The 24,786-nt window shown below is 72.3% G+C and carries 21 protein-coding genes; 13 read left to right on the top strand and 8 right to left on the bottom strand.

Features of this window, described 5'->3' with window-relative positions; genetic code table 11:
• The first annotated feature begins 26 nt into the window (after window positions 1-26).
• Window positions 27-2,096 carry a VanW family protein gene (locus HT134_RS34840; protein WP_175604728.1) on the top strand — a complete coding sequence of 690 codons (2,070 nt, stop codon included), beginning with the start codon at window positions 27-29 and terminating at the stop codon, window positions 2,094-2,096.
• Between the two features lie 4 nt (window positions 2,097-2,100).
• Here the strand turns inward: HT134_RS34840 and HT134_RS34845 are convergent, their stop codons facing one another.
• Window positions 2,101-3,231: a PQQ-dependent sugar dehydrogenase gene (locus HT134_RS34845; protein ID WP_175604729.1), complete on the bottom strand. Its 1,131-nt coding sequence runs from the start codon at window positions 3,229-3,231 to the stop codon at window positions 2,101-2,103.
• A 38-nt stretch (window positions 3,232-3,269) separates the two neighbouring features.
• Here HT134_RS34845 and HT134_RS34850 point away from each other — a divergent pair, with 38 nt between their 5' ends.
• The 5 genes from HT134_RS34850 to ilvC all read left to right on the top strand — a co-directional run bounded on the left by HT134_RS34850 (window position 3,270) and on the right by ilvC (window position 10,558).
• Window positions 3,270-4,190 carry a 2-hydroxyacid dehydrogenase gene (locus tag HT134_RS34850; protein ID WP_175604730.1) on the top strand — a complete coding sequence of 307 codons (921 nt, stop codon included), beginning with the start codon at window positions 3,270-3,272 and terminating at the stop codon, window positions 4,188-4,190.
• A 223-nt stretch (window positions 4,191-4,413) separates the two neighbouring features.
• Window positions 4,414-7,086: a putative bifunctional diguanylate cyclase/phosphodiesterase gene (locus tag HT134_RS34855; protein WP_312888669.1), complete on the top strand. Its 2,673-nt coding sequence runs from the start codon at window positions 4,414-4,416 to the stop codon at window positions 7,084-7,086.
• A gap of 208 nt (window positions 7,087-7,294) precedes the next feature.
• On the top strand, window positions 7,295-9,034 hold the full coding sequence (locus tag HT134_RS34860) for an acetolactate synthase large subunit (RefSeq protein WP_175604731.1): 1,740 nt from the start codon (window positions 7,295-7,297) through the stop codon (window positions 9,032-9,034).
• Window positions 9,027-9,551 carry an acetolactate synthase small subunit gene (ilvN, locus tag HT134_RS34865; protein WP_175604732.1) on the top strand — a complete coding sequence of 175 codons (525 nt, stop codon included), beginning with the start codon at window positions 9,027-9,029 and terminating at the stop codon, window positions 9,549-9,551. Before HT134_RS34860 ends, ilvN begins: the two co-directional genes overlap by 8 nt.
• Before the next feature lie 14 nt (window positions 9,552-9,565).
• Window positions 9,566-10,558: a ketol-acid reductoisomerase gene (ilvC, locus tag HT134_RS34870; RefSeq protein ID WP_512698722.1), complete on the top strand. Its 993-nt coding sequence runs from the start codon at window positions 9,566-9,568 to the stop codon at window positions 10,556-10,558.
• Window positions 10,559-10,617: 59 nt separating this feature from the next.
• Here ilvC and HT134_RS34875 read toward each other — a convergent pair whose 3' ends face one another.
• Window positions 10,618-11,553, bottom strand: a complete 936-nt coding sequence (locus HT134_RS34875; protein ID WP_175604734.1) for an adenosine deaminase — start codon at window positions 11,551-11,553, stop codon at window positions 10,618-10,620.
• Between the two features lie 107 nt (window positions 11,554-11,660).
• Between HT134_RS34875 and HT134_RS34880 the strand changes: the two genes are divergently transcribed.
• A complete protein-coding gene (locus HT134_RS34880) occupies window positions 11,661-12,911 on the top strand; it encodes a PucR family transcriptional regulator (RefSeq protein WP_175604735.1) in 1,251 nt (416 codons plus the stop codon).
• On the opposite strand, the gene HT134_RS34885 is transcribed toward HT134_RS34880, so the two are convergent.
• Window positions 12,864-14,060 (bottom strand): amidohydrolase family protein, encoded by a 1,197-nt coding sequence (locus tag HT134_RS34885; protein WP_175604736.1) that lies wholly within the window; start codon window positions 14,058-14,060, stop codon window positions 12,864-12,866. The genes HT134_RS34880 and HT134_RS34885 overlap by 48 nt on opposite strands.
• A 277-nt stretch (window positions 14,061-14,337) precedes the next feature.
• Here HT134_RS34885 and HT134_RS34890 point away from each other — a divergent pair, with 277 nt between their 5' ends.
• Genes HT134_RS34890 through HT134_RS34905 form a run of 4 tightly spaced genes read left to right on the top strand, consistent with a single transcriptional unit; the run spans window position 14,338 to window position 17,844 of the window.
• Window positions 14,338-15,390 (top strand): ABC transporter substrate-binding protein, encoded by a 1,053-nt coding sequence (locus HT134_RS34890; protein ID WP_175604737.1) that lies wholly within the window; start codon window positions 14,338-14,340, stop codon window positions 15,388-15,390.
• Window positions 15,387-16,163 carry an ABC transporter ATP-binding protein gene (locus HT134_RS34895; protein ID WP_175604738.1) on the top strand — a complete coding sequence of 259 codons (777 nt, stop codon included), beginning with the start codon at window positions 15,387-15,389 and terminating at the stop codon, window positions 16,161-16,163. The genes HT134_RS34890 and HT134_RS34895 overlap by 4 nt, the downstream gene beginning before the upstream one ends.
• Entirely contained in the window at window positions 16,160-16,924 is a 765-nt protein-coding gene (locus HT134_RS34900; protein ID WP_175604739.1) for an ABC transporter permease, read from the top strand. Before HT134_RS34895 ends, HT134_RS34900 begins: the two co-directional genes overlap by 4 nt.
• Before the next feature lie 41 nt (window positions 16,925-16,965).
• The gene (locus tag HT134_RS34905) at window positions 16,966-17,844 is read left to right on the top strand and encodes an ABC transporter permease (RefSeq protein WP_312888670.1); all 879 of its coding nucleotides are present in this window, start codon (window positions 16,966-16,968) and stop codon (window positions 17,842-17,844) included.
• Window positions 17,845-18,155: 311 nt separating this feature from the next.
• On the opposite strand, the gene HT134_RS34910 is transcribed toward HT134_RS34905, so the two are convergent.
• Complete coding sequence (locus HT134_RS34910; protein WP_175604741.1) at window positions 18,156-18,581, bottom strand: MarR family winged helix-turn-helix transcriptional regulator; 426 nt, start codon at window positions 18,579-18,581, stop codon at window positions 18,156-18,158.
• A gap of 108 nt (window positions 18,582-18,689) precedes the next feature.
• On the opposite strand from HT134_RS34910, the gene HT134_RS34915 reads away from it, so the two are divergent.
• Entirely contained in the window at window positions 18,690-19,568 is an 879-nt protein-coding gene (locus HT134_RS34915) for an MBL fold metallo-hydrolase (RefSeq protein WP_175604742.1), read from the top strand.
• Window positions 19,569-19,932: 364 nt separating this feature from the next.
• On the opposite strand, the gene HT134_RS34920 is transcribed toward HT134_RS34915, so the two are convergent.
• Both HT134_RS34920 and HT134_RS46320 read right to left on the bottom strand, forming a co-directional pair.
• Window positions 19,933-20,346 carry a hypothetical protein gene (locus HT134_RS34920; protein ID WP_175604743.1) on the bottom strand — a complete coding sequence of 138 codons (414 nt, stop codon included), beginning with the start codon at window positions 20,344-20,346 and terminating at the stop codon, window positions 19,933-19,935.
• A 243-nt stretch (window positions 20,347-20,589) separates the two neighbouring features.
• The gene (locus HT134_RS46320) at window positions 20,590-21,363 is read right to left on the bottom strand and encodes a CAP domain-containing protein (protein ID WP_312888671.1); all 774 of its coding nucleotides are present in this window, start codon (window positions 21,361-21,363) and stop codon (window positions 20,590-20,592) included.
• 210 nt (window positions 21,364-21,573) lie between these two features.
• On the opposite strand from HT134_RS46320, the gene HT134_RS34930 reads away from it, so the two are divergent.
• On the top strand, window positions 21,574-22,338 hold the full coding sequence (locus HT134_RS34930; RefSeq protein ID WP_376768142.1) for a class I SAM-dependent methyltransferase: 765 nt from the start codon (window positions 21,574-21,576) through the stop codon (window positions 22,336-22,338).
• A 112-nt stretch (window positions 22,339-22,450) separates the two neighbouring features.
• Here HT134_RS34930 and dacB read toward each other — a convergent pair whose 3' ends face one another.
• Window positions 22,451-23,992, bottom strand: a complete 1,542-nt coding sequence (gene dacB / locus HT134_RS34935; RefSeq protein ID WP_175604745.1) for a D-alanyl-D-alanine carboxypeptidase/D-alanyl-D-alanine endopeptidase — start codon at window positions 23,990-23,992, stop codon at window positions 22,451-22,453.
• Between the two features lie 136 nt (window positions 23,993-24,128).
• Entirely contained in the window at window positions 24,129-24,680 is a 552-nt protein-coding gene (locus HT134_RS34940) for an FHA domain-containing protein (RefSeq protein ID WP_175604746.1), read from the bottom strand.
• Window positions 24,681-24,786 lie beyond the last annotated feature (106 nt).

Genomic DNA, 24,786 nt, shown 5'->3' on the forward strand with positions numbered 1-24,786 from the left:
GCAGCGTAGCGGGAGGAGATTGAGGCGTGCGTAACGCCGGGCCGATCGACTCGCCGACAGACCCCTTCTCCTCGGTCCCCCTGCCCAGCTCGGGGACCACGAGCAGGAGGCCGCGGATCGAGGGCCTGCCTCCCGGCGTGTCACCCGACATCTTCGGCCCCTCGGCGCCGCCGCGCCCCGCTCCGCCCCCCGGCCAGGGCGCCCCCAGGAACGGCCCCAGGAACGGCCCCAGGAACGGCGGCACCCCCGACGGCGCGGACCGCGGCTCCGGCCCCGGCGACGGCAAGAGCGCGCTGCCTCCGATGGCGGCCCCCGTGCAGCCATGGCCGGTGAGCCGGCCCCGGGCCGAGACCTCCCGCGCCGCCGCCTTCGGCCTGCCCGAGCAGCCTGGCCCTGAGCCCGTCTTCCTCGACCCCGAGCCCTCCCGCCGCGGCCGCCTGCTGCCCGCCGTGCTGGTGGTCGTCGTGGTGCTGGCCGTGCTCGCGTACCTGGTGCCGGCCGTGCTGATGTCGGGCTCGGTCTTACGCGGCACCCGCGTCGGCGGCGTGGACATCGGCGGCCTGACCGTCACCCAGGCGGCCGACAAGCTCCGCGACGAGCTGGCCGTCAAGCTCAACAAGCCCGTCACCGTGGACATCGGCGGCCAGAAGGAGATCATCCAGGCCGAGGACGCCGGGCTGGAGCTGGACGTGGTCGGCACGATCGGCCAGGCCCGCAGCGGCTTCCCCGGCCCCATGGACGTGTGGCGCGGGCTGACCGGCACCACCGACCTGGAGCCGAAGGTCACCATCGACCTCTCCCAGCTCACCCGGACCGTCGAGGGGCTCGCCGAGAGCCACGACAAGGTCCCGCGCGAGGGCCGGGTGGCCTTCGAGGGGCTGCGCCCGGTCGTGACCGAGCCGCGCGACGGCGTGCTGCTCGACCGCGACGACGCGGTCCGCGCCATCGACGCGGCCTTCCGCGGCGGCCGCGACTCGGTCGTCCTCACCCTGCGGCCCGCCAAACCCGAAAGCACCCCCGAGACCGTCGCCAAGGCCAAGGCCCTGGCCGAGCGGGCCGTCGCGGCCCCCATCACGCTGGCGCTCGGCGGCAGGCAGGCCCAGATCCCGCCCGCCACGATCGCCGCCAGCCTCACCTTCACCGCCGGCGAGGACGGCGAGCTCGTGCCGCGCTTCGACGCCGAGAAGGCCCTGGCCACGGTGGAGAGCGGGCTCATCGACGAGGCGCAGGCGCCCCGCGACGCCACCTACGACATCGTCGACGGCAAGCCCGTCCTCGTCCCCGCCCGCACGGGCCGGGGCGTGGACCCCGAGCGGCTCGCCGACGACGTGGCCAAGGTGGTCGCCGGGCAGGGCAGCCGGGTCGTCCCGGTGAAGCTGGCCACGGTCAGACCCGAGGTGGCGACCGCCGAGGTGAGCGGCCTCGGCATCAAGGAGAACGTGGGCGAGTTCACCACCACGTTCGAGTGCTGCCAGCCCCGGGCCACCAACATCCAGCGGATGGCCGCCGACCTCGACGGCGTCGTGGTGCGGCCGGGCCAGACGTTCTCGCTGAACGACGCCACGGGCGAGCGCACCCGCGAGGGCGGCTACGTGGAGGCCGGGCAGATCGTCGGCGGCCGGCTCGTCACCATCGTCGGCGGCGGCGTCTCCCAGTTCGCCACCACCCTCTACAACGCGGCGTACTTCGCCGGGTTCGAGGAGGTCGAGCGCACGCCGATGGACTACTACGCCGTCCGCTACCCGGCCGGCCGCGACGCGGCGCTCCTCTACCCGGACCGTGACCTGAAGTGGCGCAACGACTCCGACTACGGGGTGCTCATCAAGACCGCCGCCACCGGCACGTCGGTGACGGTCACGCTGTGGAGCACCCGGCGCTACGACAAGGTCCAGGCGGTCGAGTCGGAGAAGCGGGACTTCACCGCGTTCCGCACCCAGACCAGCAGCGACCCGGGGTGCGTGCCCACCGCCGGGGTGCAGGGCTTCACGATCGACGTCACCCGGGTGTTCGTCAACGACGGCAAAGAGGTCAAGCGCGACCGCAAGCAGACCACCAAGTACCGCCCCCAGGCCCAGGTGGTCTGCGCGGCCGAATAGGGCGCTAGGGGGTGCGCAGCGGCACCGACAGGATGCGGTCGTCGCCCTCGCGGGGCGAGCCGCGCCCGTCCTTGTTGCTGGTCGACACCCACAGCGTCCCGTCCGGCGCCGCCGCCACGCCGCGCAGCCGGCCGTAGACGTCGGTGAAGCGGGCCAGCGGACGTCCCGCCCGTCCGCTCGCGTCCAGCGGGATCTGCCACAGCCGCCGGCCGCGCAGCGCCCCCATCCACAGCGACCCGCCCGCGTAGGCCAGGCCCGACGGCGACGCCTCGGAGGTGCGCCAGGTGACCACGGGGTTGGTGAAGCGCGGGTCGTCGCCGCGGCCCTCGACCTCCGGCCAGCCGTAGTTGGCGCCCGGCCTGATGAGGTTGAGCTCGTCGTAGGCGTTCTGGCCGAACTCCGAGGCGTACAGGCGGCCGGCCGGGTCCCAGGCCAGGCCCTGAACGTTGCGGTGGCCGAGGCTGTACACGAGCGTGCCGAACGGGTTGCCGGGCGCGGGGGCGCCGTCCGTGGTCATGCGCAGGATCTTGCCGCCCAGGGAGTCGCGCCGCTGGGCGAGCTGGTCGTGACCGGTCTCGCCCGTGCTGGCGTACAGGTAGCCGTCGGGGCCGAACGCGAGCCGGCCGCCGTCGTGGATGCCGCCCTTGGGGATGCCGCGCACGATCACCTTGGGGGCGCCCAGCCGGCCGCCGGCGAACGGGTAGCGCACGATCCGGTTGTCCTCGGCGGCCGTGAAGTAGAGGAACACCTCCTCGCCCTTCACCGCCACGCCCATCAGCCCGCCCTCGCCGTCGGGCCGCACACCGTCCACGGTCGCCACCTCGGTGACGCGCCCCCGGGGGGTGACCCGCAGCAGCCGCGCCGTGTCGCGCTCGGTCACCAGGGCGTCGCCGCCCGGCAGGAACGCCATCGCCCAGGGCACCGCCAGGTCACGGGCGACGGTGCGCGGCTCGCCCGGCCGCGCGACGTCGCGCGGAGGGGCGCCCTTGCCCGGGTCGTCCGCCGCGGTCGAGGGCGGGTCCGCGGGGGGCGGAGCCGTCGCGACCTCGCCGCTCGCCGTCCCGCCCGTGGCCGAGCACGCCCCCACGGCCACCGCCAGCCCCGCCACCAGAAGGATCTTCCTGAGCTTCCTCATATGGTTCATACTTCCCGCCAGGTCGTAAGGTTCTCGGCATGAGGATCTGGGTTCCTTCCGACGCGGCGGCCGATGTCCTGTCCGACCTCCCCGGCGTGGAGTGCGCGGTGTACGACGGCTCCGGACCCCTGCCCGAGGGGATCGAGGAGGTCGAGGTCTGGATCCCGCCGCTCGTCACGGTGCCCGACGTGCCCGGCATCCTGTCCCGGATGACCTCCTTGCGCCTGCTGCAGACGGTGACGGCGGGCGTGGAGCCGTACCGGCCGTACGTGCCGGAGGGCGCGGTGCTGTGCAACGCCCGCGGCGTCCACGACGCGGGCACGGCCGAGTGGGCGGTCGGCGCCATGATCGCGGTGCTGCGGGAGTTCCCCGGGTTCGTGGACGCGCAGCGGCGCGGCGAGTGGACCTACCACCACACCGACGTGCTGGCCGACGCCACCGTGCTGATCGTCGGCTACGGGTCGATCGGCGCGGCGCTGGAGCGGCGCCTCGACGGCTTCGAGGTCGAGGTCGTCCGCGTGGCGCGCACGGCCCGCGACGGCGAGCACGGCCGGGTCCACGGCATGGACGAGCTGCCCGCGCTGCTGCCCGGGGCCGACGTCGTCGTGCTGCTCGTGCCCGCGACCGCCGACACGGCCGGCATGGTCGACGCGGGGTTCCTGGCGCGGATGAAGGACGGCGCGGTGCTGGTCAACGCCGCCCGCGGCGGGATCGTCGACACCGACGCGCTGGTCGCCGAGCTGAAGACCGGGCGGCTGCGCGCCGCCCTCGACGTGACCGCCCCGGAGCCGCTGCCCGCCGGTCACCCGCTGTGGAGCGCCCCCGGCGTGCTGATCACGCCGCACGTCGCCGGCAGCACCCCCGCCTCCGGCCGCCGGCTGCTGCGGCTGCTGCGCTCGCAGCTCCTTCGCCACCTCGCGGGAGAGCCGCTCAACAACGTCATCACGGACGCGTACTGACCCCCTGACCGGGCATAGGCCGACAGGCAGCGGCGACGCGTACTGAGAGGATTCCGGAAAGTGGCTGCACCGTGACCTTCGGTGCGTACGGTTGCTTCTACCAACGATTCCTGACTCACTGTCAAGATAGTTCTCGGAACAGATTGGTCCGCGCGGTTATCAGATCGGTGACGACATAGGCGTTGTCACCACCCGGACGCGCGCGACCGCACACACTGGCGATGTGGCCGACGGCCTTCGGCGGTCACTGAGCGAGTTCGAGACGGGATGGGCGACGACTGTGATCCGCTGGCGTGATCCACGTGCACCGCTGACCGCCGCCGCGGCGGCCGGTGTGGCCGGGTTCGCGGCTGCGCTCCTCGTGGGCGGTCAGACCTCGGTCACCGGCGCGGTCGCCGGCGTTCTCGCGGCGTTGCTCGCCGCCGCCTCCCTGCTCACGACTTCCGCGCGGCTGGGCGACCAGCGCGCGACGGCGACGGGCACCCGCTGGATGGGCGGCGGCGCCGTCGTCTGGGCCGGCGGCGTGGCCCTGCGGCCGGTCGCCGAGAACACCGGCCTCATGGTGAGCTTCGCCGACCTGCTCGTCCTGGTCGGCACCGTCCTGCTGGCCGGCGGCGCGCTCATCGCGAGCGGCCGCTCCCTGTCGGGCACCGCCGTTTTACGGCTCGTCACCGACTCCTACCTGTGCGCCGTCTCGCTGTTCCTGATCGGCTGGGTGGTGGCGCTGCGCCGGGTGTACGAGCAGGCCGACCCCGCGACGTTCACCTTCACCATGCTCCCGCCGATGCTGGCGCTGCTCGTGACCTGCGCGGCGGTGCCGTCGGCCGTCAGGGGGCGCGCGGCGCCGCCGGCCGCGGCGGGGGTGGGGGTGCTGGCCACCACCACGATCGCCGGGATCGCCGAGGCCGTCGCGCGGCTGACCGACGCCGTGCCGCCCGTGTGGAGCGTCATGCTCGCGCCGATGGCGTTCCTGCTGCTGGCCGCCGTGCCGTGGGCCGTGCGCGAGTCCGGCCCGGCGTCCGGGGGGACGTCCGTCGGCAACCTGATCGCGCTCGTGCCGCTGGTGCTCGTGGGCGTGGCCACCGTCACGCTGCTCGTCCACCTGGCGGGCGTGCGCGCGTTCCAGCCGGTGACCGGCGTGGTGGTGCTCGCCGGCTCGGCGGTCCTGCTGCTGCTGTTCCGGCTGTTCGTGCTGTCGGGCGCCAACGCCCGGCTGCGCCGCCTGGTCGCGCTCGGCGACCGGCAGTTGCGCGAGCTGGCCGAGAGCACCGGCGACGTGGTGCTGCTGTGCGACTACGAGGGCATCGTGCGCGAGATCGGCGCCGGCGTCGAGGTCACCTACGGCTACCGCCCCGAGGAGCTGGTGGGCGGCACGATCTTCGAGTACATCCACCCCGAGGACGTCCCCGGCATCCAGGCGGCCCTGCGCGCGATGGGCTTCGACGACGAGGGCGGCAGCCCCGGCGCCTGCATGATCGCCTGCCGGGTGCGCGCCGCCGACGGCACCTGGCGGCCCACCGAGTCGGTCGCCACCCGCCACGTGGGCGGCGAGGACCTGCTGCTCGTCACCACCCGCGACGTGAGCGACGAGGAGGCCCTGCGCAACCAGGTGGCCCACCTGACCTTCCACGACGGCGTCACCGGCCTGCCCAACCGCGCCTACTTCGAGGAGCGCACCCGCGAGGTGCTCTCCGGCCGCGCCGGCCAGGTCGCGGTCATCTTCCTCGACCTCGACGGGTTCACCTCGGTCAACGACTCCGTGGGCCACGCCAGCGGCGACTACCTGCTCGGGCAGGCCGCCCGCCGGCTGCGCGGCGCCGTGCGGGCCGACGACACGCTCGCCCGGTGGGGCGGCGACGAGTTCGCGGTGCTCGTGGAGACCGGGGGAGAGGCGCAGATCGCCGTCGACATGGCCGAGCGGCTGCTGCGGGCGGTCTCGCAGGAGCCGTTCCGGGTGGCCGACCGCGACGTGGCGCTGACCGCCAGCGTGGGCGTGGCGTTCGCCGAGGAGGAGCTGCCCGCGGGCGACCTCATCCGCAACGCCGACGTGGCCATGGCCCGGGCCAAGGAGCTGGGCGGGCGCCGGGTCGAGGTGTTCGCCGCGCAGATGCACGCCGACGTGGTGCGCCGGCTGGAGCTGGCCGCCGACCTGCAGCGGGCGCTGATCGAGCAGCAGTTCGCCATCGAGTACCAGCCGGTCGTGGACCTGGCCACCTCCCGCGTGACCGCCGTCGAGGCGCTGGTGCGCTGGTGGCGCGGCTCGGTGTTCGTGCCGCCGGAGCAGTTCCTCGGGCCGGCCGAGGACACCGGGCTGATCGTGCCGCTGAGCGAGTGGATCCTGCGCGAGGCGTGCCGCGAGGTGGCCGCCTGGCGGGCCTCCTCCTGGGACATCGGCCTGTCGGTCAACCTGTCGGCGCGGCAGATCACCGCGCCGCGCTTCGTCGAGACGGTCGAGGAGGCGCTGAGCGAGAGCGGGCTGCCCGCATCGGCGCTCACCCTGGAAGTGATCGAGGAGATGCTCGTCGAGGACGCCGAGGAGACCATCCGGCGCCTGTCGGAGCTGCGCGCCCTCGGCGTGCGGCTGGCGATCGACGACTTCGGCACCGGGTACGCCTCGCTGGCGTTCCTGCGGCAGCTCCCGGTCGACATGATCAAGATAGACCCGTCGTTCGTGTCCGGGCTGGGCCGCGACGACACGCTCACCCTGCTCACCCGGACCATCGTCCGGCTCGGCCACGACCTCGGTCTCATCGTGGTGGCCGAGGGGATCGAGCGGCCCGAGCAGCTCGAACTGCTCCGTGAGATGGGCTGCACCCGAGGTCAGGGCTTCCTCGTGGCCAGGCCGATGGCGGCCCGCGGAGTGGACTCGCTGATGAGGACCAGTCTCACGGTGTGAGACACGCGTCCCATCAAGTTGACACCCACCCGCGGCGAGGGGCTATGGTGAGGCCATGCTTCGCATGCAGATCCTCGTAGTACTTCGCCGGCGCGCAGGCCGATAGCGAAGCACTTCGACCTGCGCGCCGCCCCTTGGTCCCGCCTCTCCGGTGGGGCAGGGGCATTTTTTATGTCCTCACGAGACAGCCACGCAAGGAAACGAGCCGATGACCGAACGGATGACAGGTGCACAGGCCCTCGTCAGGGCTCTGGAGCACGTCGGAGTCGACACCGTGTTCGGGATCCCGGGCGGCGCCATCCTCCCGGCCTACGATCCCCTCTACGACTCGACCAAGGTCCGGCACGTGCTCGTACGGCACGAGCAGGGCGCGGGCCACGCGGCCGAGGGCTACGCCCAGGCGACCGGCAGGGTCGGCGTCTGCATGGCGACCAGCGGCCCCGGCGCCACCAACCTGGTGACGCCGCTGGCCGACGCCTACATGGACTCCGTGCCGATCGTGGCGATCACCGGACAGGTGGCCAGCAAGGCCATCGGCACCGACGCCTTCCAGGAAGCCGACATCTCCGGCATCACGATGCCGATCACCAAGCACAACTTCCTGGTGACCGACCCGGCCGACATCGCCCGCACGATCATGGAGGCGTTCCACATCGCCTCCACCGGCCGTCCCGGCCCCGTGCTCGTGGACATCTCCAAGGACGCGCTGCAGGCCGAGACGACCTTCTCCTGGCCGCCGGTCATGCAGCTCCCCGGCTACCGTCCCGTCACCCGCCCCCACTCCAAGCAGATCCGCGAGGCCGCCAAGCTGATCGCCGAGGCGCGGCGCCCGGTCCTGTACGTCGGCGGCGGCGTCAACAAGGCGGGCGCGGCCCCCGAGCTGCGCCGCCTGGCCGAGCTGACTGAGATCCCCGTGGTCACCACGCTGATGGCGCGCGGCACGTTCCCCGACAGCCATCCGCAGCACCTCGGCATGCCCGGCATGCACGGCACCGTGGCCGCGGTCGGGGCGCTGCAGAAGTCCGACCTGATCATCGGCCTGGGCGTGCGCTTCGACGACCGGGTGACCGGCGACCTGGAGACGTTCGCGCCGTACGCGAAGGTGGTCCACGCCGACATCGACCCGGCCGAGATCTCCAAGAACCGCCACGCCGACGTGCCGATCGTGGGCGACTGCAAGGAGGTCCTCGGTGACCTCATCGCCGCCATCGAGGGCTCCGACCAGCGGGGCGACTACTCCGCCTGGTGGACGCTGCTCAACGGCTACAAGGAGACCTACCCGCTGGGCTACGACGACTACGACGACGGCTCGCTGGCCCCGCAGTACGTCATCGAGCGGCTGGGCGCGATCGTCGGGCCGGACGCCTTCTACGTGGCGGGCGTCGGCCAGCACCAGATGTGGGCCTCGCAGTTCGTCAAGTACGAGAAGCCGGGCACGTTCATCAACTCGGGCGGCGCCGGCACGATGGGCTTCGCGGTCCCGGCGGCGATGGGCGCCAAGATGGGCCGGCCCGAGTCCACGGTGTGGGCCATCGACGGCGACGGCTGCTTCCAGATGACCAACCAGGAGCTGGCCACCTGCGCCCTGGAGGGTGTGCCGGTCAAGATCGCCATCATCAACAACGGCAACCTGGGCATGGTCCGCCAGTGGCAGACGCTGTTCTACGACCAGCGTTACTCCAACACCGATCTGCAGTCCGTGCGCCGGATCCCCGACTTCGTCAAGCTGGCGGAGGCCTATGGTTGTGTGGGGCTGCGGTGCGAGCGTCCGGAGGACGTCGACGCCATCATCGAGAAGGCCATGGAGATCAACGACGTGCCCGTCGTGATCGACTTCGTCGTCCACGCGGACGCGATGGTGTGGCCGATGGTGGCGGCGGGCACCAGCAACGACGACATCAAGATCGCCCGTGACATGGCGCCGACGTGGGAGAACGAGGATGAGTAGGCACACGCTGTCCGTGCTTGTGGAGAACAAGCCCGGTGTGCTCGCCAGGGTGTCCGCGCTGTTCAGCCGGCGGGGTTTCAACATCGACTCGCTGGCGGTCGGGCAGACCGAGCACGACGACATCTCCCGCATGACCATCGTGGTCAACGTCGAGGAGCTGCCGCTGGAGCAGGTCACCAAGCAGCTCAACAAGCTGGTGAACGTCCTCAAGATCGTCGAGCTCGACCCGGCGCAGTGCGTCCAGCGCGAACTGATGCTGATCAAGGTCAAGGCCGACGCCGAGAACCGCTCCCACGTGCTGGAGCTCGTCCAGCTCTTCCGCGCCCGCTGCGTGGACGTGGCGGCCGACGCCGTGACCATCGAGGTCACCGGCACCACCGACAAGCTCGGCGCCTTCGTGAAGGTGCTGGAGCCGTTCGGGATCAAGGAGCTCGTCCAGTCGGGCATGGTGGCCATCGGCCGCGGCGCCCGTTCCATCACCGACCGGTCCCTCAGGGCACTGGACCGTACCGCCTGAAAGGTTTAATGCAAGTGACCGAGATCTTCTACGACGACCAGGCCGACCTGTCGATCATCCAGGGGCGTCACGTGGCCGTGCTGGGGTACGGCAGCCAGGGCCACGCCCACGCGCTCTCCCTGCGTGACTCCGGCGTCGACGTGCGCGTCGGTCTTCCCGAGGGCTCCAAGAGCCGCGAGAAGGCGGAGAACGACGGCCTGCGCGTCCTCACCCCGTCGGAGGCGGTCGAGGAGGCCGACCTCACGATGATCCTGGCGCCGGACCACATCCAGCGTCACCTGTACGCCGAGCACGTCGCGCCCAACCTCGTCGAGGGTGACGCGCTGTTCTTCGGCCACGGCCTCAACATCCGTTACGGCCTCATCGAGGCGCCCGAGGGCGTCGACGTCTGCATGGTGGCCCCGAAGGGCCCCGGCCACCTCGTGCGCCGCCAGTTCGAGGCCGGCCGCGGCGTCCCGTGTCTCGTCGCGGTCGAGAAGGACGCCTCCGGCAAGGCGCTCGACCTCGCCCTGTCGTACGCCAAGGGCATCGGCGGCACCCGCGCCGGCGCGCTCAAGACGACCTTCACCGAGGAGACCGAGACCGACCTGTTCGGCGAGCAGGCCGTGCTGTGCGGCGGCGTGTCCGAGCTGATCAAGGCGGGCTTCGAGACCCTGATCGAGGCCGGCTACCAGCCGGAGGTCGCCTACTTCGAGTGCCTGCACGAGATGAAGCTCATCGTCGACCTCATGTACGAGGGCGGCATCTCGAAGATGTACTGGTCGGTGTCCGACACCGCCGAGTACGGCGGCTACACCCGCGGCCCGCGCGTCATCACCGACGAGACCCGTCAGGAGATGCGCCGCATCCTGGGCGAGATCCAGGACGGCACGTTCGCCCGGCAGCTCGTCGAGGAGTTCGACGGCGGCCAGAAGGAGTTCCAGCGCCACCGCGAGGAGCTCGCGGGCAACCCGATCGAGAAGACGGGCGCCAAGCTGCGCCCGATGATGAGCTGGCTGAAGGCCTAGTCCGCCGCCCGCCGGCGCGGGCCCCGCACCGGGGTCCCGCGCCGGCGGGCGCGCGCGTCTCAGGCCGGGGCGTCCACCGGGACGAACGACGCCTCGAACGAGTTGCGGGCGATCCGGTCGAGCTGCTCGTCGGTCATGCCCAGCTCGTCGCGCAGCGCCCGGTAGTTGTCCTCCACGTACCCGCCGAAGTAGGCCGGGTCGTCGGAGTTGACCGTCACCATCAGCCCCTCGTCCAGCATCGCGGGCAGGATGTGGTCGCGCAGCGTGGGCACGACCCGCAGCCGCACGTTCGACAGCGGGCACACCGTCAGCGGGATCCGCTCCTCGCGCAGCCGCGCCACGAGCTTGGGGTCCTCCATCGAGCGGATGCCGTGGTCGACCCGCTCGACCTTGAGCACGTCCAGCGCCTCCCACACGTAGTCGGGGCCGCCCTCCTCGCCGGCGTGGGCGACGCGCCGCAGTCCCTCGCCGGCAGCGATGTCGAACACGCGCCGGAACAGCGACGGCGGGTGCCCCACCTCGGCCGAGTCCAGTCCCACGCCGATGAAGTGCTCACGGAACGGCAGCGCCGCGCGCAGCACGGCCTCGGCCTCCTCGGCGCCCCGGTCGCGCAGGAAGCACAGGATGAGCGCGGAGGACACCGGGCTGTCGCCGAGAGCCGCGCTCAGCCCGGAGAAGACCGCCTCCAGCGGGACGCCGCGCGTCAGGTGCGCCTGCGGGTCGAAGAAGATCTCCGCGTGGCGCACGCCCTGCTCCTCGGCGCGGCGCAGGTAGGCGGCGGCGAGGTCGTGGAAGTCCTGCTCGGTGCGGAGCACGGCCATGTTGTCGTAGTAGACGTCCAGGAACGACTGGAGGTCGGCGAAGTCGTAGCGGGCCCGGATCTCCTCGGTGTCGAAGGTGGGCAGCTCGACCCCGTTGCGCCGGGCGAGCTCGACGACGAGCTCGGGTTCGAGAGTGCCTTCGATGTGCAGGTGGAGTTCCGCTTTGGGCCGCATGGGACCGAGTAAACCGGACCGCGGGCCGCTGCGATATCGTGCGAACCTCTGAAGTGTTGCCCCCTGACCTGGCATAACATCAAATTTCGGGAAATCGGGGGTGTTGCATGAGGCTGGCCGACCTGCTGGCGCGTGACGACCTGAAGCTCTCCACCGTGACCGGCCACGACGCGCTCGACCGCGAGGTACGCCGCGCCTACCCGACCGACCTGCCCGACCCCCGCCGCTACCTGCGCTCCGGCGACCTCGTCCTCACCAGCGGCGTCTGGTACACCGGCGAGCCCGCCGACTGCGAGACCTTCGCCGACGCGCTGTGGACGTGCGACGCGGCCGGACTCGTCGTCGGGCTGATCGTGCTCGGCGAGCTGCCCGAGGCGCTGGTGCGCGCCTGCGAACGCCGGGGCGTGCCGCTGCTGCTGGCCGCGCCGGACCAGTCGTTCGGGGCGATCACCGAGGCCGTGACGGCGGAGGGGTTCGCCGTCGAGCAGCGCAAGGCCGAGCGGGCCCGGGCGCAGACGCTGCTGGACGTGCTCGGCGCGCAGCAGCTCGCGCCGGGTGAGGTCTCGGCCCACCTGCGCCTGCTGGGCGCCGACCCCGGGCTGCCGACGATCGCCATGGTCGTGGCCACGGTACGGCGGCCGGGAGCGGCGGAGGCACGGCGGCCGGGAGCGGCGGAGGTGCGGCGGCCGGGCGTGGACGGGCGTGGGACGGCGGCCGGCGAGCCCGACCTGCCCGCGCTGCTGCACGAGGGCCTGGCCAGGAAGGGGCGGCACCTCGTCGTCGGCGGCCGGCCGGACGAGGCGGTGGTGCTGGTCAACGGCCGGGCCTCGCGCAAGAGCCTGACCGAGGAGCTGCGGGCGCTCGCCGCCACGTGGCCCGGCCTTCGGATCGCGGCCGGGATCAGCGAGGCGGCCACCAGCGTGTCGCAGCTCGGCGAGGCGCTGGAGACGGCGCGGCGCGGCATGGAGTCGGCGCTCGACGGCGAGGGGCCCGTGTCGGTGATGTCCGTGGCCGACATCGCCAGTTTCGACCTGCTGCTGGCCGCGCTGCCCGGCGGGGTGCGGCGCACGTTCCGCGAGCACGTGCTCGGGCCGGTGGAGGAGTACGACGCGCGGCACGGCTCGGAGCTGCTGCGGACGCTGGACGTCTTCCTGGAGACGTGCGGGTCGTGGCAGCGGGCCGCCGACGAGCTGTACGTGCACGTCAACACGTTGCGCTACCGGATGCAGCGCATCGAGGAGCTGACCGGGCGGCGCATGTCGTCGATGCGCGACCGTACGGACCTGTACCTGGCGCTGAGATCGCCCGCGTCAGGAGCGCACGGTGGGCAGGGCTCCGGCGACCAGCCGTCCGCGTGACACCACGGCCACGATGTTCTCGGTGGCCAGGTCCTGGATCCGCTCCCACGGGCGTCCGCGCAGCACGACCAGGTCGGCCCCGAGGCCGGGCGCAATCCGGCCGACGGGCGCGCCGATCGCGTCGGCCGCGTCCGAGGTGGCCGCGCGCAGCGCCGCCTCGGCGTCCATGCCGAGCACCTCGGTCATCCGCACGACCTCCGCGAGCTGGTCGCCGAACTGCACGTGGTGGCCGTTCGCGTCGGTGCCGAGCACGAAGCGCACCCCGAGCCGGGCGGCCTCGGCGAGCAGCACGTCCCGCCTGGCGACCAGCTCGGCGGCCTTGGCCATGGCCTCGGGCGTGACGGGCACGCGGCCGGTGGCGATGGCCTCGTTGATCAGCAGGGTGGGCGCGACCGGGGTGCGCCGCGCGGCCAGCGTCTCGGCCAGGTCGCGGCTCATCAGCGTGCCGTGCTCGATCGAGTCGACCCCCTCCTCGGCGGCGACGCGGATGCCGTCCTCGGAGTGGGCGTGCGAGGCGACCAGCATGCCGAGCGCGTGCGCCTCGTCGACGACGGCCCGGATCTCCTCGCGCGTGTAGTTGCGCCAGGCGTTCTTGTCGCCGATCGACAGCACGCCGCCGCTGGTGGTGAGCTTGATGCCGTCCATGCCGGCCCGCGCCCACGTGCGCACCAGCTTCCGGCAGTCGTCGGGGCCGTCGGCCGTGGGCTTGCGCTGCGGGAACGCCGGGGGCACGAACAGGTCGTTGTGGCCGGCCGTCATGCCGACCACGCCGTGGACCTGGACGCGCGGACCGGGCAGCACGCCCGCGTCGAACGCGCGGCGCAGCGCGATCTGCGCCTCGTCGCCCGCGAGGTCGCGCAGCGTCGTGACGCCGTTGCGCATCGCCCGCTGGGCGTGGGCGAGGCCGTGCAGCACCTGCTCGTCGCGGGTGGTGACGAGCGGCCAGGTGGCGAAGTCGGGCGGCGGACGCAGAGGCCCGGCGTACCCCACGAGGTGGACGTGCGTGTCGACCAGCCCCGGGATCACGCACAGGTCGTCGTGCCGCACCTCGGCGGGCCGTATCTCGCCGATGCGGTCGGGCTCCCAGGTGAGGTCCACCGGGCCGCGCGCCTCGGTGCCGTCCCAGAGCAGGATTCCGTCAAGTCTCATCTCGTCCAGCCTCATCTCCTCGCCGACGCTACCGGAGCCCCGGGACGGCTGGAGGGATCTACGGACCTGCGCGAACCCTCTCGTAGGGACCTACAGGAGCCTTCCGCGGCCCCGTCGCGGTTTTCCCTGCGTACGCGGCCGGAACGCGAACGGGACCCGGTGGACCGCCGGCCGCCTCTGCGGATGACCGAAATTCCGTCACAAGATGGTAATAATCGAGGGATAGCTTCCTGACCTGCGGATTCACCGCCGAACCTCCCCCGCCCCAAGGAGAATCATGGCTACCCTCGACCGTCGCGCGTTCCTGCGGACGACCGGTCTGGCCGGGTTGGCGCTCGGCCTGGCCGCCTGTGGCGACAACTCCGCCTCCACCGGCGGCGGTGGCGGCGAGGGCGGCCTCGGCTCGGTGAAGCTCCAGCTCTCGTGGAAGAAGAACGTCGAGTTCGCCGGCGAGTACTTCGCCGACAGCAAGGGCTACTACAAGGCGGCCGGGTTCTCCCAGGTGGAGCTGCTGTCCGGCGGCGGCTCCGGCACCTCGGTCGAGTCGGGCCTGGCCACCGGCCGGTGCTGGATCGGCCTGTCGGCCCCCACGATCACCGCGCCCGCCGTGCTCCAGGGCGCACCCCTGAAGATCGTCGGCGCGACGTTCCAGAAGAACCCGTTCGCGATCATCTCCCTGTCCAAGAACCCCATCGAGGACCCCAAGGCGCTGGTCGGCAAGAAGATCGGCGTCCAGGACTCCAACGAACTGGTCTGGAACGCGCTGCTCAAGGCCAACGGCATCGACCCGGCGAGCGTGACGCGGGTGCCGTTCCAGTCGGACCCGTCGATGCTCACCTCCGGCCAGCTCGACGGCTACGTCGGCTTCGTCACCAGCGGCCCCGTACGGCTGAAGATGCAGGGCGTGGACGCCACCCACCTGCTGTTCGCCGACCACGGCCTGCCGCTCGTCGCCGAGACGTTCACCGTCACGCAGCAGACCATCGACACCGAGCGCGACAAGCTCAAGGCGTTCCTCACCGCCGAGATCAAGGGCTGGAAGGACGCCGTGGCCGACCCGGCCAAGTCCGCCGAGATGGCCGCCAAGACGTACGGCAAGGACCTCAACCTCGACGTCGCCGAGCAGACCGAGGAGGCCAAGATGCAGAACGAGCTGGTCGTCACGCCCGACGCCAAGGCCAACGGCCTGTTCACGATGACCTCCGAGCTGATCGAGCAGAACATCGCCTCGCTCGCCAAGGCCGGGCTGAACGTCAAGGCCGAGCAGCTGTTCGACCTGACGATCCTGGACGAGGTCTACAAGGCCGACCCGAGCCTGAAGCTCTCATGAGCGGAATCTCCGTCTCCGGGCTCGGCAAGACGTTCGGCAAGGGGGTCACCGCCCTCGACCACGTCGACCTGAGCACGCCCAAGGGCTCGTTCCTGTCGCTGCTCGGCCCGTCCGGCTGCGGCAAGTCGACCGTGCTGCGCATCCTGGCCGGCCTGGAGCAGCCCACGACCGGCGAGATCCGGGTGAACGGCCAGACGCCCGAGGAGCTGCGCCGCGGCCACCACCTCGGCATCGCCTTCCAGGATTCGGCGCTGCTGCCCTGGCGCAGCGTCACCGCCAACATCCGGCTGCCCCTGGAGGTCGCCGGCATCCGGCCCGAGCCCGGGGTCGTCGAGGACCTCGTCCGGCTGGTCGGCCTCGAAGGCTTCGAGAAGGCGCGGCCGGCGGAGCTGTCCGGCGGCATGCGCCAGCGCGTGTCCATCGCCCGCGCCCTCGTCGTCAAGCCCAGCGTGCTGCTGCTCGACGAGCCGTTCGGCGCGCTGGACGACATGACCCGCCAGCGGCTCAACCTGGAGCTGCTGCGCATCTGGACCGAGAAGCCCGCCACCACGCTCATGGTCACCCACGGCATCGGCGAGGCCATCTTCCTGTCGGACGTCGTGGCCGTCATGAGCCCGCGCCCGGGCCGCGTGGTGGAGCTGGTCGAGATCGACCTGCCCCGGCCGCGCACCCCCGAGATGATGCGCACGCCGGAGTTCCACGCCATCCACGACCACCTCAGCGCGCTGCTGTTCGGCGGCGGCCGGACGGAGCCCGCGGGGCACGGCTCATGAGGCGGGTCCACGGGCTGGCCGGCGTCGTCGCGCTCGTCGGGCTGTGGTGGCTGCTCGCCGTCACGCTCTTCGCGGACGGCGGCGCGGTGCCCACCCCGTGGCAGGTGCTCGCCGGCATGGCCCGCGACGGCTGGGCCTTCTACGGCCCGAACGTCACCAGCACCGTCGGCGCCGCCCTCCAGGGGTTCCTGTGGGGCAACGGCCTGGCCATCGCCGTGGCGATGCTGGTCCTGCTCGTCCCGCGGCTGGAAGCCGTGGCCACGCAGCTCGCCGTGATCAGCTACTGCATCCCGCTGCTCGCGATCGGGCCGATCATCCTCGTCGTCTTCGGCGGACCGGCCACCGTGGTCTTCCTCGCCGCCGTCTCGGTGTTCTTCACCACGCTCATCGGCGCCCTGCTCGGGCTGCGCTCGGCCGACCGGGCCAGCCTCGACGTCGTCACCGTGTACGGCGGCGGCCGCCTGGCCCGGCTCCGGTACGTGCAGGTCATCGCGGCACTGCCGAGCACCTTCGCCGGGCTGCGGATCTCGGCGCCGTCCGCGCTGCTGGGCGCGATCATCGGGGAGTACCTGGGGAGCGACGACCAGGGGCTCGGGGTGTCGCTCATGATCTCCCAGCAGCAGTTCCAGGTGCCCCGCACGTGGGGGCTGGCGCTGGTGGCGGGCCTGGTCGCCGGGCTCGGGTACGCGGCGGTCGCGCTGGTGGCGCGCGTGGTGACGCCGTGGTCGTCCGGCCGTACGGAATCGGGGTCGGCGCTGTGACGGAAGGCGGGTCGACGGAACGTGCGGGGATGGCGGGGGCGGTGACGAAGGACGTGGAGCAGAACGACGCCGTGACGGGACGCGTCGAGCCGAACGGCGCCGTGACGGGACGCGCCGCGGCGAGCGGCGCCGGGACCGTGGCGTGGCGGAGCCTGCTGCGGGTGGTCGGGCCGCTGGCCCCGGCCGTGCTGATCGTGGTCGCCGGGTGGTGGCTGTTCCTGGAGGCGTTCGGCATCAGCCCGCTCGTCGGCAAGCGGCCCTGGCAGGTGTGGGAGTACCTGTTCGTGGACGGCGCCGCGGCGCACCGGGACGCCGTGTTCGGGGCGCTCGGCGTCACGGTGCGGGACGCCGCCATCGGCTTCACCGCCGGCATGGTCGCCGCGATGGCGGTGGCCGTGGCGTTCGTGCTGTTCAGGACCGTCGAGCAGACGTTCATGCCGGTCGCCATGCTGCTGCGCTCTGTGCCGCTGGTCGTCATGACGCCGCTGATCACGCTGGTGTTCGGGCGGGACCTGGCCGGCGTGGCGGTCATCGGCGGGATCGTGGTGTTCTTCCCGGCGCTGGTCAACGTCGCCTTCGGGCTGCGCTCCGCGTCGCCGCAGGCCACGGACCTGATCATGGCGTACGGGGGCGGGCGGCTCACGGTCCTGCGCAAGGTGGCGGTGCCGACGGCCATGCCCTCGGTCTTCGCCTCGGCCCGGATCTCCGTGCCCTCCTCGATCATCGGCGCCCTCATCGCCGAGTGGCTGGCCACGGGCGAGGGCATCGGCGCGGGGATCCTGCGCGCGATCGGCGGGTTCCGCTACGACGAGGTGTGGGCCGACATCGTGGTGGTGACGGCGGTGTCGATCGTGGCGTACGCGGTGGTGGGCGTGGTGGAGTCCCTGGTCCTGGCCCGCTTCTCCGACCAGCGCCTCTGACCCGCCCCTTCCTCGGGTCCAAGGCTCGAGGTTCGGTAGGCAAGGTCGTCGCGGCGGCCCCCGCACCCCCGCGACGCCAGCCGCTCACCGGAATCCGGCGTGGTACGCCCGACGCGTCCCGCCGGATGACGTTCACCGGCGCGCGGCAAGGCCATCCGTCGAAGGATCCCCGTGAATCTCGTCGAAGATCGGGCGGATAGCGCTCAAGAGGCCCTTTTGGTCTGAGGAGCTTCGGCTCTCCGGCATGAGGGGCCCTGTGGAGGCGCGGTCATGGGAAGCTCGGCTGCCTCGAAACTCTCTGTCCGGTTCCGTCAGCGGACGACGGCGCGGGCGAGGAGGCGCTGCAGGGTGTCCTGCTCCTCGGGGGCCAGCGGGGCCAGCGGGGAGTTCTCGGAGAGCAGGCCCAGGAGGCGCTCGCGCAGTTCGCTGCCCGCCGGCGTGAGGACGAGCTGCTTGGCGCGGCGGTTGCCCGGGTGGGGATGGCGTTCGAGGTAGCCCTGTTCCTCCAGGCGGTCGGCGACGAAGGTGGCGTTGGAGGGCTCGCAGCTCATCCGTTCGGCGAGCTCGCGCAGGGTCATGGGGCCGGTCAGCTCGCGCAGCGCGACGCCCTGTGAGGCGGTCAGGCCGAGGGTGGCCGCGCGGGAGCGGACATGCGCCTCGATCTGCTTGGCCAGGCCGTTGATCAGGCCGCAGATCTCGCGATCGGCCTGGGGCTGCGTCTCCCTCTCCTCCGTCATGGCCCTACTTTACTACAACTCGAATGATTGCAATTAGAACGGTTCTAGTTGTAACTTTCTGCCCGTGCTGCCGTCCGGCGGCGTCTCCCTGAGCACGAGGCGGGAATCATGACCACCACGACCCTTGTCGACCCCGCGCGACTGAGCCGCGAGCCGCGCGTCCGCTCGATCGAGCTGGACGACCTGACGATCACCTACGTCCCGGACGGGGCGGTCCGGCTCAAGCCGGGCGGCTGGCTGCCCGCCGCCACCGCCGCCGACTGGGCGGAGCACCGCGACCACCTCGACGACGACGGCTTCCTGGTCGCCGGGATCGGGGGACTGCTGGTCGAGCGAGGCGACCGGGCGCTGCTCATCGACACCGGGTTCGGGCCCGAGTCCCACCCCGACGACCCGGCCAACCCGCTGCTGGGCCGGCTGTACGGCGGTGAGCTGCTGGACAGCCTGAGGCGGCTGGGCCGTACACCGGAGCGGATCGAGGCCGTCGCCATCACCCACCTGCACCCGGACCACCTGGGCTGGGCCTGGAGCGCCGCGCCGGGCGAGACCGCGCCGCCCTTCGCGCACGCCGCTCATCTGGTGGCGGCGCCCGAGTGGGAGGGGCGCGACCTCGACGCCGAGCCGCGGCTCGCCGTCATGGAACCCCGGGTCCGCACGGTCGTGGACGGCGAGGAGATCTTCCCCGGGGTACGGGCCTCGTTCGCGGCCGGGCACACCGTCGGCCACACCACCTACACCATCACCGGCGGCGGCCGGCGGCTCATCGCGTTCGGCGACGCCCTCCACGCGCCGATCCAGGTGACCCACCCCGAATGGTCCTGCGGCATCGACCACGACCCCGTCGCGTCCGCCGAGCACCGCCGCCGCCTGGTCGAGGAGCTGAGTTGCCCCGGCACCATCGGCTACGGCGGGCACTTCGCCGACGTGGTCTTCGGCCGGGCCGAACCGCAGCCCGACGGCCGGTTCACCTGGATCCCCGTCGCCTGACCGCCACCCATCGGTGACGCGCTCTCCGGAAGGGACCGCGCTACGGCCCTCCAACCGCCGGATGGGGGTGGACGGGCCTGCTGCTGTCCGCCGCCCTGCGGCTGGTCCCGGGCCACGCCGAGACCGCCGGACACGTCGTCCAGGTCGGCGTCTGCACCGGCGCCATCATCGCGCCGTACGCGTTCGGGGCGCTGACCGGCGGCCTCGGGTTCAGCGCGGCGGGCCTCACCGCCTCGGCGACCGCCATGACCGGAGCCGTGCTGATCGTCCTCGGCGTGAAGCTCGCGAGCGGTGGGGCGAGAGCGGACGGGCCCGCCGGCGACCGAGGCGGCCGGGAGGGCTCCACGGGCCGCATGCCGTCGGCTCATCGATGAGGGGCGGCGGGGCGGCGGACGGGGCACGGGTGCGCCGTGTGCCGGTTCGGGCAGCAGATCATCGCGATGCTCGCGAACCGCCCGCCCGTCAGCCACTCGCCCCACACCACGTCCACCCCGCGCGGCAAGGCGTCGGCCGCCCCGTCGAGCCGTGCCCGCAGCCCCACCCCGTCCGGGCGGGGGAAGGAACCCTCGATTCGGCGGTACCGGGCCGACAGCCACTCCAGCGCCGGGCCGGGGTCGTCGAAGGTGGCGGCGACGCGAGAGGCGGGCCGGGCCAGCCAGTCGCCGGTCAGCATGGGCGGCAGGTCCGACGCGCGGAACTCCGGCGAGCCGGGGCGCCGCTCCTCCTCGCGCTCGCGGTCCGCGCCGTTCCCGACCCAGACGTAGGCATGCCAGTGCACCGGCCACCCCCAACGCTCACGGCTCCCACCAGGGGTCCTTCCCGCCCGGGCCGCTCGTGTCCCACCCCGCCGCGGCGACGCCGTGCGCAGGACGGGTGCAGGAGAGGAAGGGCGGGCCCGGCCGCGAGTCCGTGTGCGGGGGAGTCGCGGCCGGGCCCGCCGGGAGGGGAGCGCCATGGCGGGCGGTGGGAACCGGCGCGGTGGCGCGCTCGGTGGAGGCCAGGCGCTCCCTGGCTCGGCGCGTCAGTGGGTGGCGAAGTCCTGCGTCCAGTATGGGCCCTTCGCCGCGTGCCCGACGCCGATGTGGGTGAACGTGCAGTTCATGATGTTGGCCCGGTGGCCGGGGCTGTCGAGCCAGCCCTGGACGACCTGGGCGGCGGTCCGCTGTCCCATGGCGATGTTCTCGCCCCACGCCCGGACCGGGGTGAAACCGGCCGCCCGGATGCGGTCGCCGGGGTCGCTCCCGTCGGGGGCGGTGTGGTCGAAGAACCCCTGGGCGGCCATGGCGGCCGAGTGGCGCTCGGCGGCGAGGTGGAGCTTGGGGTCGTGCGTGAGGGGGCGGCAGCCGTTCCCGGTCCTGGCCTTGTTGGTGAGCGCGACCACCTCCTCCTCGACGGTGGAGGCGCCGCCGCCGGTGGTGGGCGGGGTCACGCGGGCGCAGGACAGGCTGACCGTACGGGAGCGGCTGGTCCGGCCGCCCTCCTCGACGGCCTGCACGTAGTAGCGGGCCGGAGTGCGGACGCAGCGCAGGCCGGCCGTGATCGTGCCGTTGGCGAGGACGCGGGAGCCGCTCTTGACGACGCGGTCCGGGCCGAGCGTGTCCTTGGTGATCCGTACCCGGAGGCGGGTGCGGTCGCCGCAGCCGGACCTGGTGGCCGAACCCCGGATCAGGCCCTTGGCGTCGACGAACGGCTTGGCGGCCACGACGCGGCACGCGGCCGAACCCGAGGCGGTGGTGGCGGCCGGGCTCGCGGCCGTGTCCGCCGTGGCGGGAACGGGGAAGATCAAGGCCGCCACACTTCCGAGGCAGGCGAAAGCCTGGAGTGGTCCGCGCACGATGTCCTCCGATGAGGGTTAGACACTGCGTCGAACCCGCATTCTGGTGGGTGCGCATCGGGCATGTCAGGAAAAGTGGGGCTATATCTGGAGCTCCAGGTGTCCCAATCGTGATCGAAACCTGTACGCCTGCGATTGACGAACTCCTCGATGGCCCACCAATGGTCCACAATGGCCCGCATGCCTACCGCGCCCGAAGATCACGATGAGTCCGCACGGCCCTCCCCGTCCAACGCCTACGACCTGATCGCCGAGGGGTACGCGGCCGAGAACGAGACGAGCCTGCCGAACGCGTACTACGAGCGGCCCGCGATGTTGGAGCTCGCCGGGGAGGTGACCGGCCGGCGGATCCTCGACGCCGGCTGCGGCTCGGGCCCCCTGTTCGCCGCGCTGCGCGATCGAGGCGCCATCGTGACCGGCATCGACGCGAGCGCCGGGATGCTGGAGCTGGCCGGACGGCGGCTGGGCGCCGACGCGGATCTCCGGGTCGCCGACCTGGCCGGCCCGCTGCCCTTCCCCGATGGCGCCTTCGACGACGTCATTGCGTCCCTGGTGCTGCACTACCTGGAGGACTGGGGGCCGACACTGGCCGAGCTGCGACGCGTGCTGAGACCCGGCGGCCGGCTCCTCGTCTCGGTCGACCATCCGTTCGTGATCCCCCTCACACGTCACATGGCCGGGGAGAAGCCCCGCTATTTCGGAATCCGTAGCCGGACCGAACGATGGACCATGGGTGGGCAGACCGCCCAGCTGACCTTCTGGGACCGGCCGCTGCACGCGATGACCGAGTCCTTCACCGCGGCCGGCTTCCGCATCAGCGTCATCAGCGAACCGCCGTTCGCGCCGGAAGCCCGCGAACTGTTCCCCGACGAGCTCCGCGAGATCACCGGTCCGAGGTTCCTGAGCTTCCTGTTCTTCGTTCTGGAAGCCGGCTGACGGCGCCTCGTCGCGATCAGCCGCACGGGCGAGGCGCCGGCGAACGCCACAGCCCGAGCCCCGTCCACGCGGAAGGGCTCGGGCTGAGCGGGTGACTACGGAGCCGGCCGGGTCAGCACTCGGCGGGCTTGAGCCAGGAGCACTCGAGGTCCGGGGCGTCCGTCGCGGCCTGGCGGAGCTGCGGGGCGGCGTCCACCGTGGCGGTGCGGGAGAACCGCGCCAGGCGGACGGCGATCTTGTCCTCGATGTCCTTCGGCGAGCCCGACAGGTACTGGTTCAGCATGATCGAGAAGACCAGCGGCTCGCCCTCGGCGCTGGTGACGTACCCCGACAGCGAGGTCACGCCGGTCAGCGAGCCCGTCTTGGCGTGGACGTTGCCGGCGGCCGGCGTGTTGCGCATCCGGCTGCGCAGCGTGCCGCCGACGAAACGGTCGGCGTTGCCGGCGATGGGCAGGGCCTCGTACCAGGTCTTGAACCACGGCTTGCCGCGCACGGCGGTCAGGAGCTGGGCGATCGAGCCCGGTGAGAAGCCGTCGCGGCGCGACAGACCGGAGCCGTCCCGCATGTTGATCACCTGGACGCCGTTCGCCTTGGCGAAGTCCGTGGCCACCTTGAGGCCGGCCGACCAGGTGCCCTGGCCGGAGACCTTGCGGCCCATCGCCTTGGTGAGGATCTCGGCGTGGATGTTGTTGCTCAGCTTCAGGAACGGCACCAGCAGCTCGCTCAGCGGCATCGACTCGTGCTCGGCCAGCTCGGTCGCGCCGGACGGGGCGGCCCCGGTCACGGTCGGGCCGAGCACGCGCACGCCGTGCTTGTCCAGCGCCTTGCGGAACAGCGAGGAGGCGTAGGCGGTCGCGTCGTCCACGGCCACCCACTCCTGGTACGGGTCGGCCACGGTGCCGGTGATGACGACGGTCCGGCTGTTGTGCTGGCGCTCGATGAGCACGTCGGTGGACGAGCCGACCGTCGCCTTGTTGACGATCTTCAGGTAGTCGGTCTCGGGGGTGGTCGAGACCTTGACCTTGTCGCCGTCGGCCGCCACCGAGACGATCACCGAGCCGGCGTCGTAGTCGCGGTCGGGCGCGGCGGTCAGCGCCGAGATGGGCGCCGCGTAGTACGCCGTCTCGTCGTCCCACGCCCAGTCGCTGCCGAGCCGGGTGGAGTCGAACCAGGTGTCGTCCGCGACCAGCTTGCCCGTGACGAGCTTGATGCCCGCCGCGGCGACCTTGGCGGCCAGCGCGTCGTAGTCCTCGGCCAGCATGGTCGGGTCGCCGGTGCCGCGCAGCACCAGGTCACCGGTCAGCGCGGAGCCGATCTTGCGGCCGGCGGACAGGACCGTGGTGGGGAAGCGGTAGTCGAGGCCGAGTGTCTCGGCGGCGGCGGCCGAGGTGAACAGCTTGGTGTTGGAGGCCGGGATCATCTGCTTGCCGGCGTCGGTGGAGTAGAGCTCCTCGCCGGTGGCGGCGCTCTTGACGACCACGCCGGCCCGGGCGATGGTGAGCCGCGAGTCGGCGAGGATCTGGTTGATGTCCTGGGTCAGGTCGGCCACGCCGGCCGACGGTTCGAGCGCGATCGCGGAGGTGGAGGGGCTGGACGCCCACGCGACGGCCGCGACGAGCGCGCCCGCGACGAGGGAGGCTGAGGTGCGCCGCATGGAGTCTCCAAAGAGCTGGGGGTCTCGCCCTGGATCATCAGGCAGCGCGTACGCGGTGTAATCCGCAAATATCCGTATCTTTCGGCGTTCTGGCGGGGCGCGACGGCGGGTGACCCCGTCCGAGAGGTGGGACGGCTCAGGCGGAGGGCTGTCCGGAGCTGAGCAGGAAGCCGCAGTCGCCGAACGAGATCTCGTCACCCGACTTGACCCGGGCCGGCCCCACCAGCCGCCAGCCGTTGAGCCGGGTGCCGTTGAGCGAGCCGAGGTCGACCAGCATCCACCCGCCGTCCTCCTCGCGCCGCAGCTCGGCGTGGACGCGCGAGACGGTGAGGTCGGACAGCACGAGGTCGCACGCCGCGCCCCGGCCCACCACGTAGCGGACGCGGTCGTCCTCGGGCAGCGCCAGCCGGGGCAGGCGCGGCCGGCGCCAGGCCGCGCGCAGGCCGGTGGTGAAGTCGGAGGCCGAGGACACCATGTCCGTCACGCGCTGCCGGAGCGTCCTGCGGCGCGGCAGGTCGGCCACCAGGCGGTCGAGCTCGTCGCGGCTGCGGGCACGCAGGGCCTGGTCCACCCGGCCCACGAAGGTGTCGTGGGAGATGCGGCCCTCCACGGCCCGGTCGCGGAGCTCGCCGATCGCGCGATCACGTTCTCCGTCGGAGGCGCGAAACGGAGGATGCGTCGAGCTCATGCCCCGAGTATCGGGCCAGTGCGCGTTCTCTGTCCAGAAACCGCGCATTCCACGGCCGTTCGGGCGTCCGGCTTGCCGTCAGCATACTCAGTATGCATACTCAGTA

It is taken from the genome of Nonomuraea rhodomycinica (assembly GCF_013363995.1).
GTDB lineage: Bacteria > Actinomycetota > Actinomycetes > Streptosporangiales > Streptosporangiaceae > Nonomuraea > Nonomuraea rhodomycinica.

What these genes read in the sequence shown, in the direction of transcription:
- HT134_RS34850 (WP_175604730.1), top strand. Translation starts at nt 3,270, where the DNA reads ATGAGGATCTGGGTTCCTTCCGACGCGGCGGCCGATGTCCTGTCCGAC.
- HT134_RS34900 (WP_175604739.1), top strand. Translation starts at nt 16,160, where the DNA reads ATGAGGCGGGTCCACGGGCTGGCCGGCGTCGTCGCGCTCGTCGGGCTG.
- HT134_RS34880 (WP_175604735.1), top strand. Translation starts at nt 11,661, where the DNA reads ATGAGGCTGGCCGACCTGCTGGCGCGTGACGACCTGAAGCTCTCCACC.
- HT134_RS34860 (WP_175604731.1), top strand. Translation starts at nt 7,295, where the DNA reads ATGACCGAACGGATGACAGGTGCACAGGCCCTCGTCAGGGCTCTGGAG.
- HT134_RS34915 (WP_175604742.1), top strand. Translation starts at nt 18,690, where the DNA reads ATGACCACCACGACCCTTGTCGACCCCGCGCGACTGAGCCGCGAGCCG.
- HT134_RS34910 (WP_175604741.1), bottom strand. Translation starts at nt 18,581, where the DNA reads ATGACGGAGGAGAGGGAGACGCAGCCCCAGGCCGATCGCGAGATCTGC.
- HT134_RS34845 (WP_175604729.1), bottom strand. Translation starts at nt 3,231, where the DNA reads ATGAGGAAGCTCAGGAAGATCCTTCTGGTGGCGGGGCTGGCGGTGGCC.
- HT134_RS34890 (WP_175604737.1), top strand. Translation starts at nt 14,338, where the DNA reads ATGGCTACCCTCGACCGTCGCGCGTTCCTGCGGACGACCGGTCTGGCC.
- dacB (WP_175604745.1), bottom strand. Translation starts at nt 23,992, where the DNA reads ATGCGGCGCACCTCAGCCTCCCTCGTCGCGGGCGCGCTCGTCGCGGCC.
- ilvN (WP_175604732.1), top strand. Translation starts at nt 9,027, where the DNA reads ATGAGTAGGCACACGCTGTCCGTGCTTGTGGAGAACAAGCCCGGTGTG.
- HT134_RS34875 (WP_175604734.1), bottom strand. Translation starts at nt 11,553, where the DNA reads ATGCGGCCCAAAGCGGAACTCCACCTGCACATCGAAGGCACTCTCGAA.
- HT134_RS34885 (WP_175604736.1), bottom strand. Translation starts at nt 14,060, where the DNA reads ATGAGACTTGACGGAATCCTGCTCTGGGACGGCACCGAGGCGCGCGGC.
- HT134_RS34940 (WP_175604746.1), bottom strand. Translation starts at nt 24,680, where the DNA reads ATGAGCTCGACGCATCCTCCGTTTCGCGCCTCCGACGGAGAACGTGAT.
- HT134_RS34895 (WP_175604738.1), top strand. Translation starts at nt 15,387, where the DNA reads ATGAGCGGAATCTCCGTCTCCGGGCTCGGCAAGACGTTCGGCAAGGGG.
- HT134_RS34930 (WP_376768142.1), top strand. Translation starts at nt 21,574, where the DNA reads ATGGCCCGCATGCCTACCGCGCCCGAAGATCACGATGAGTCCGCACGG.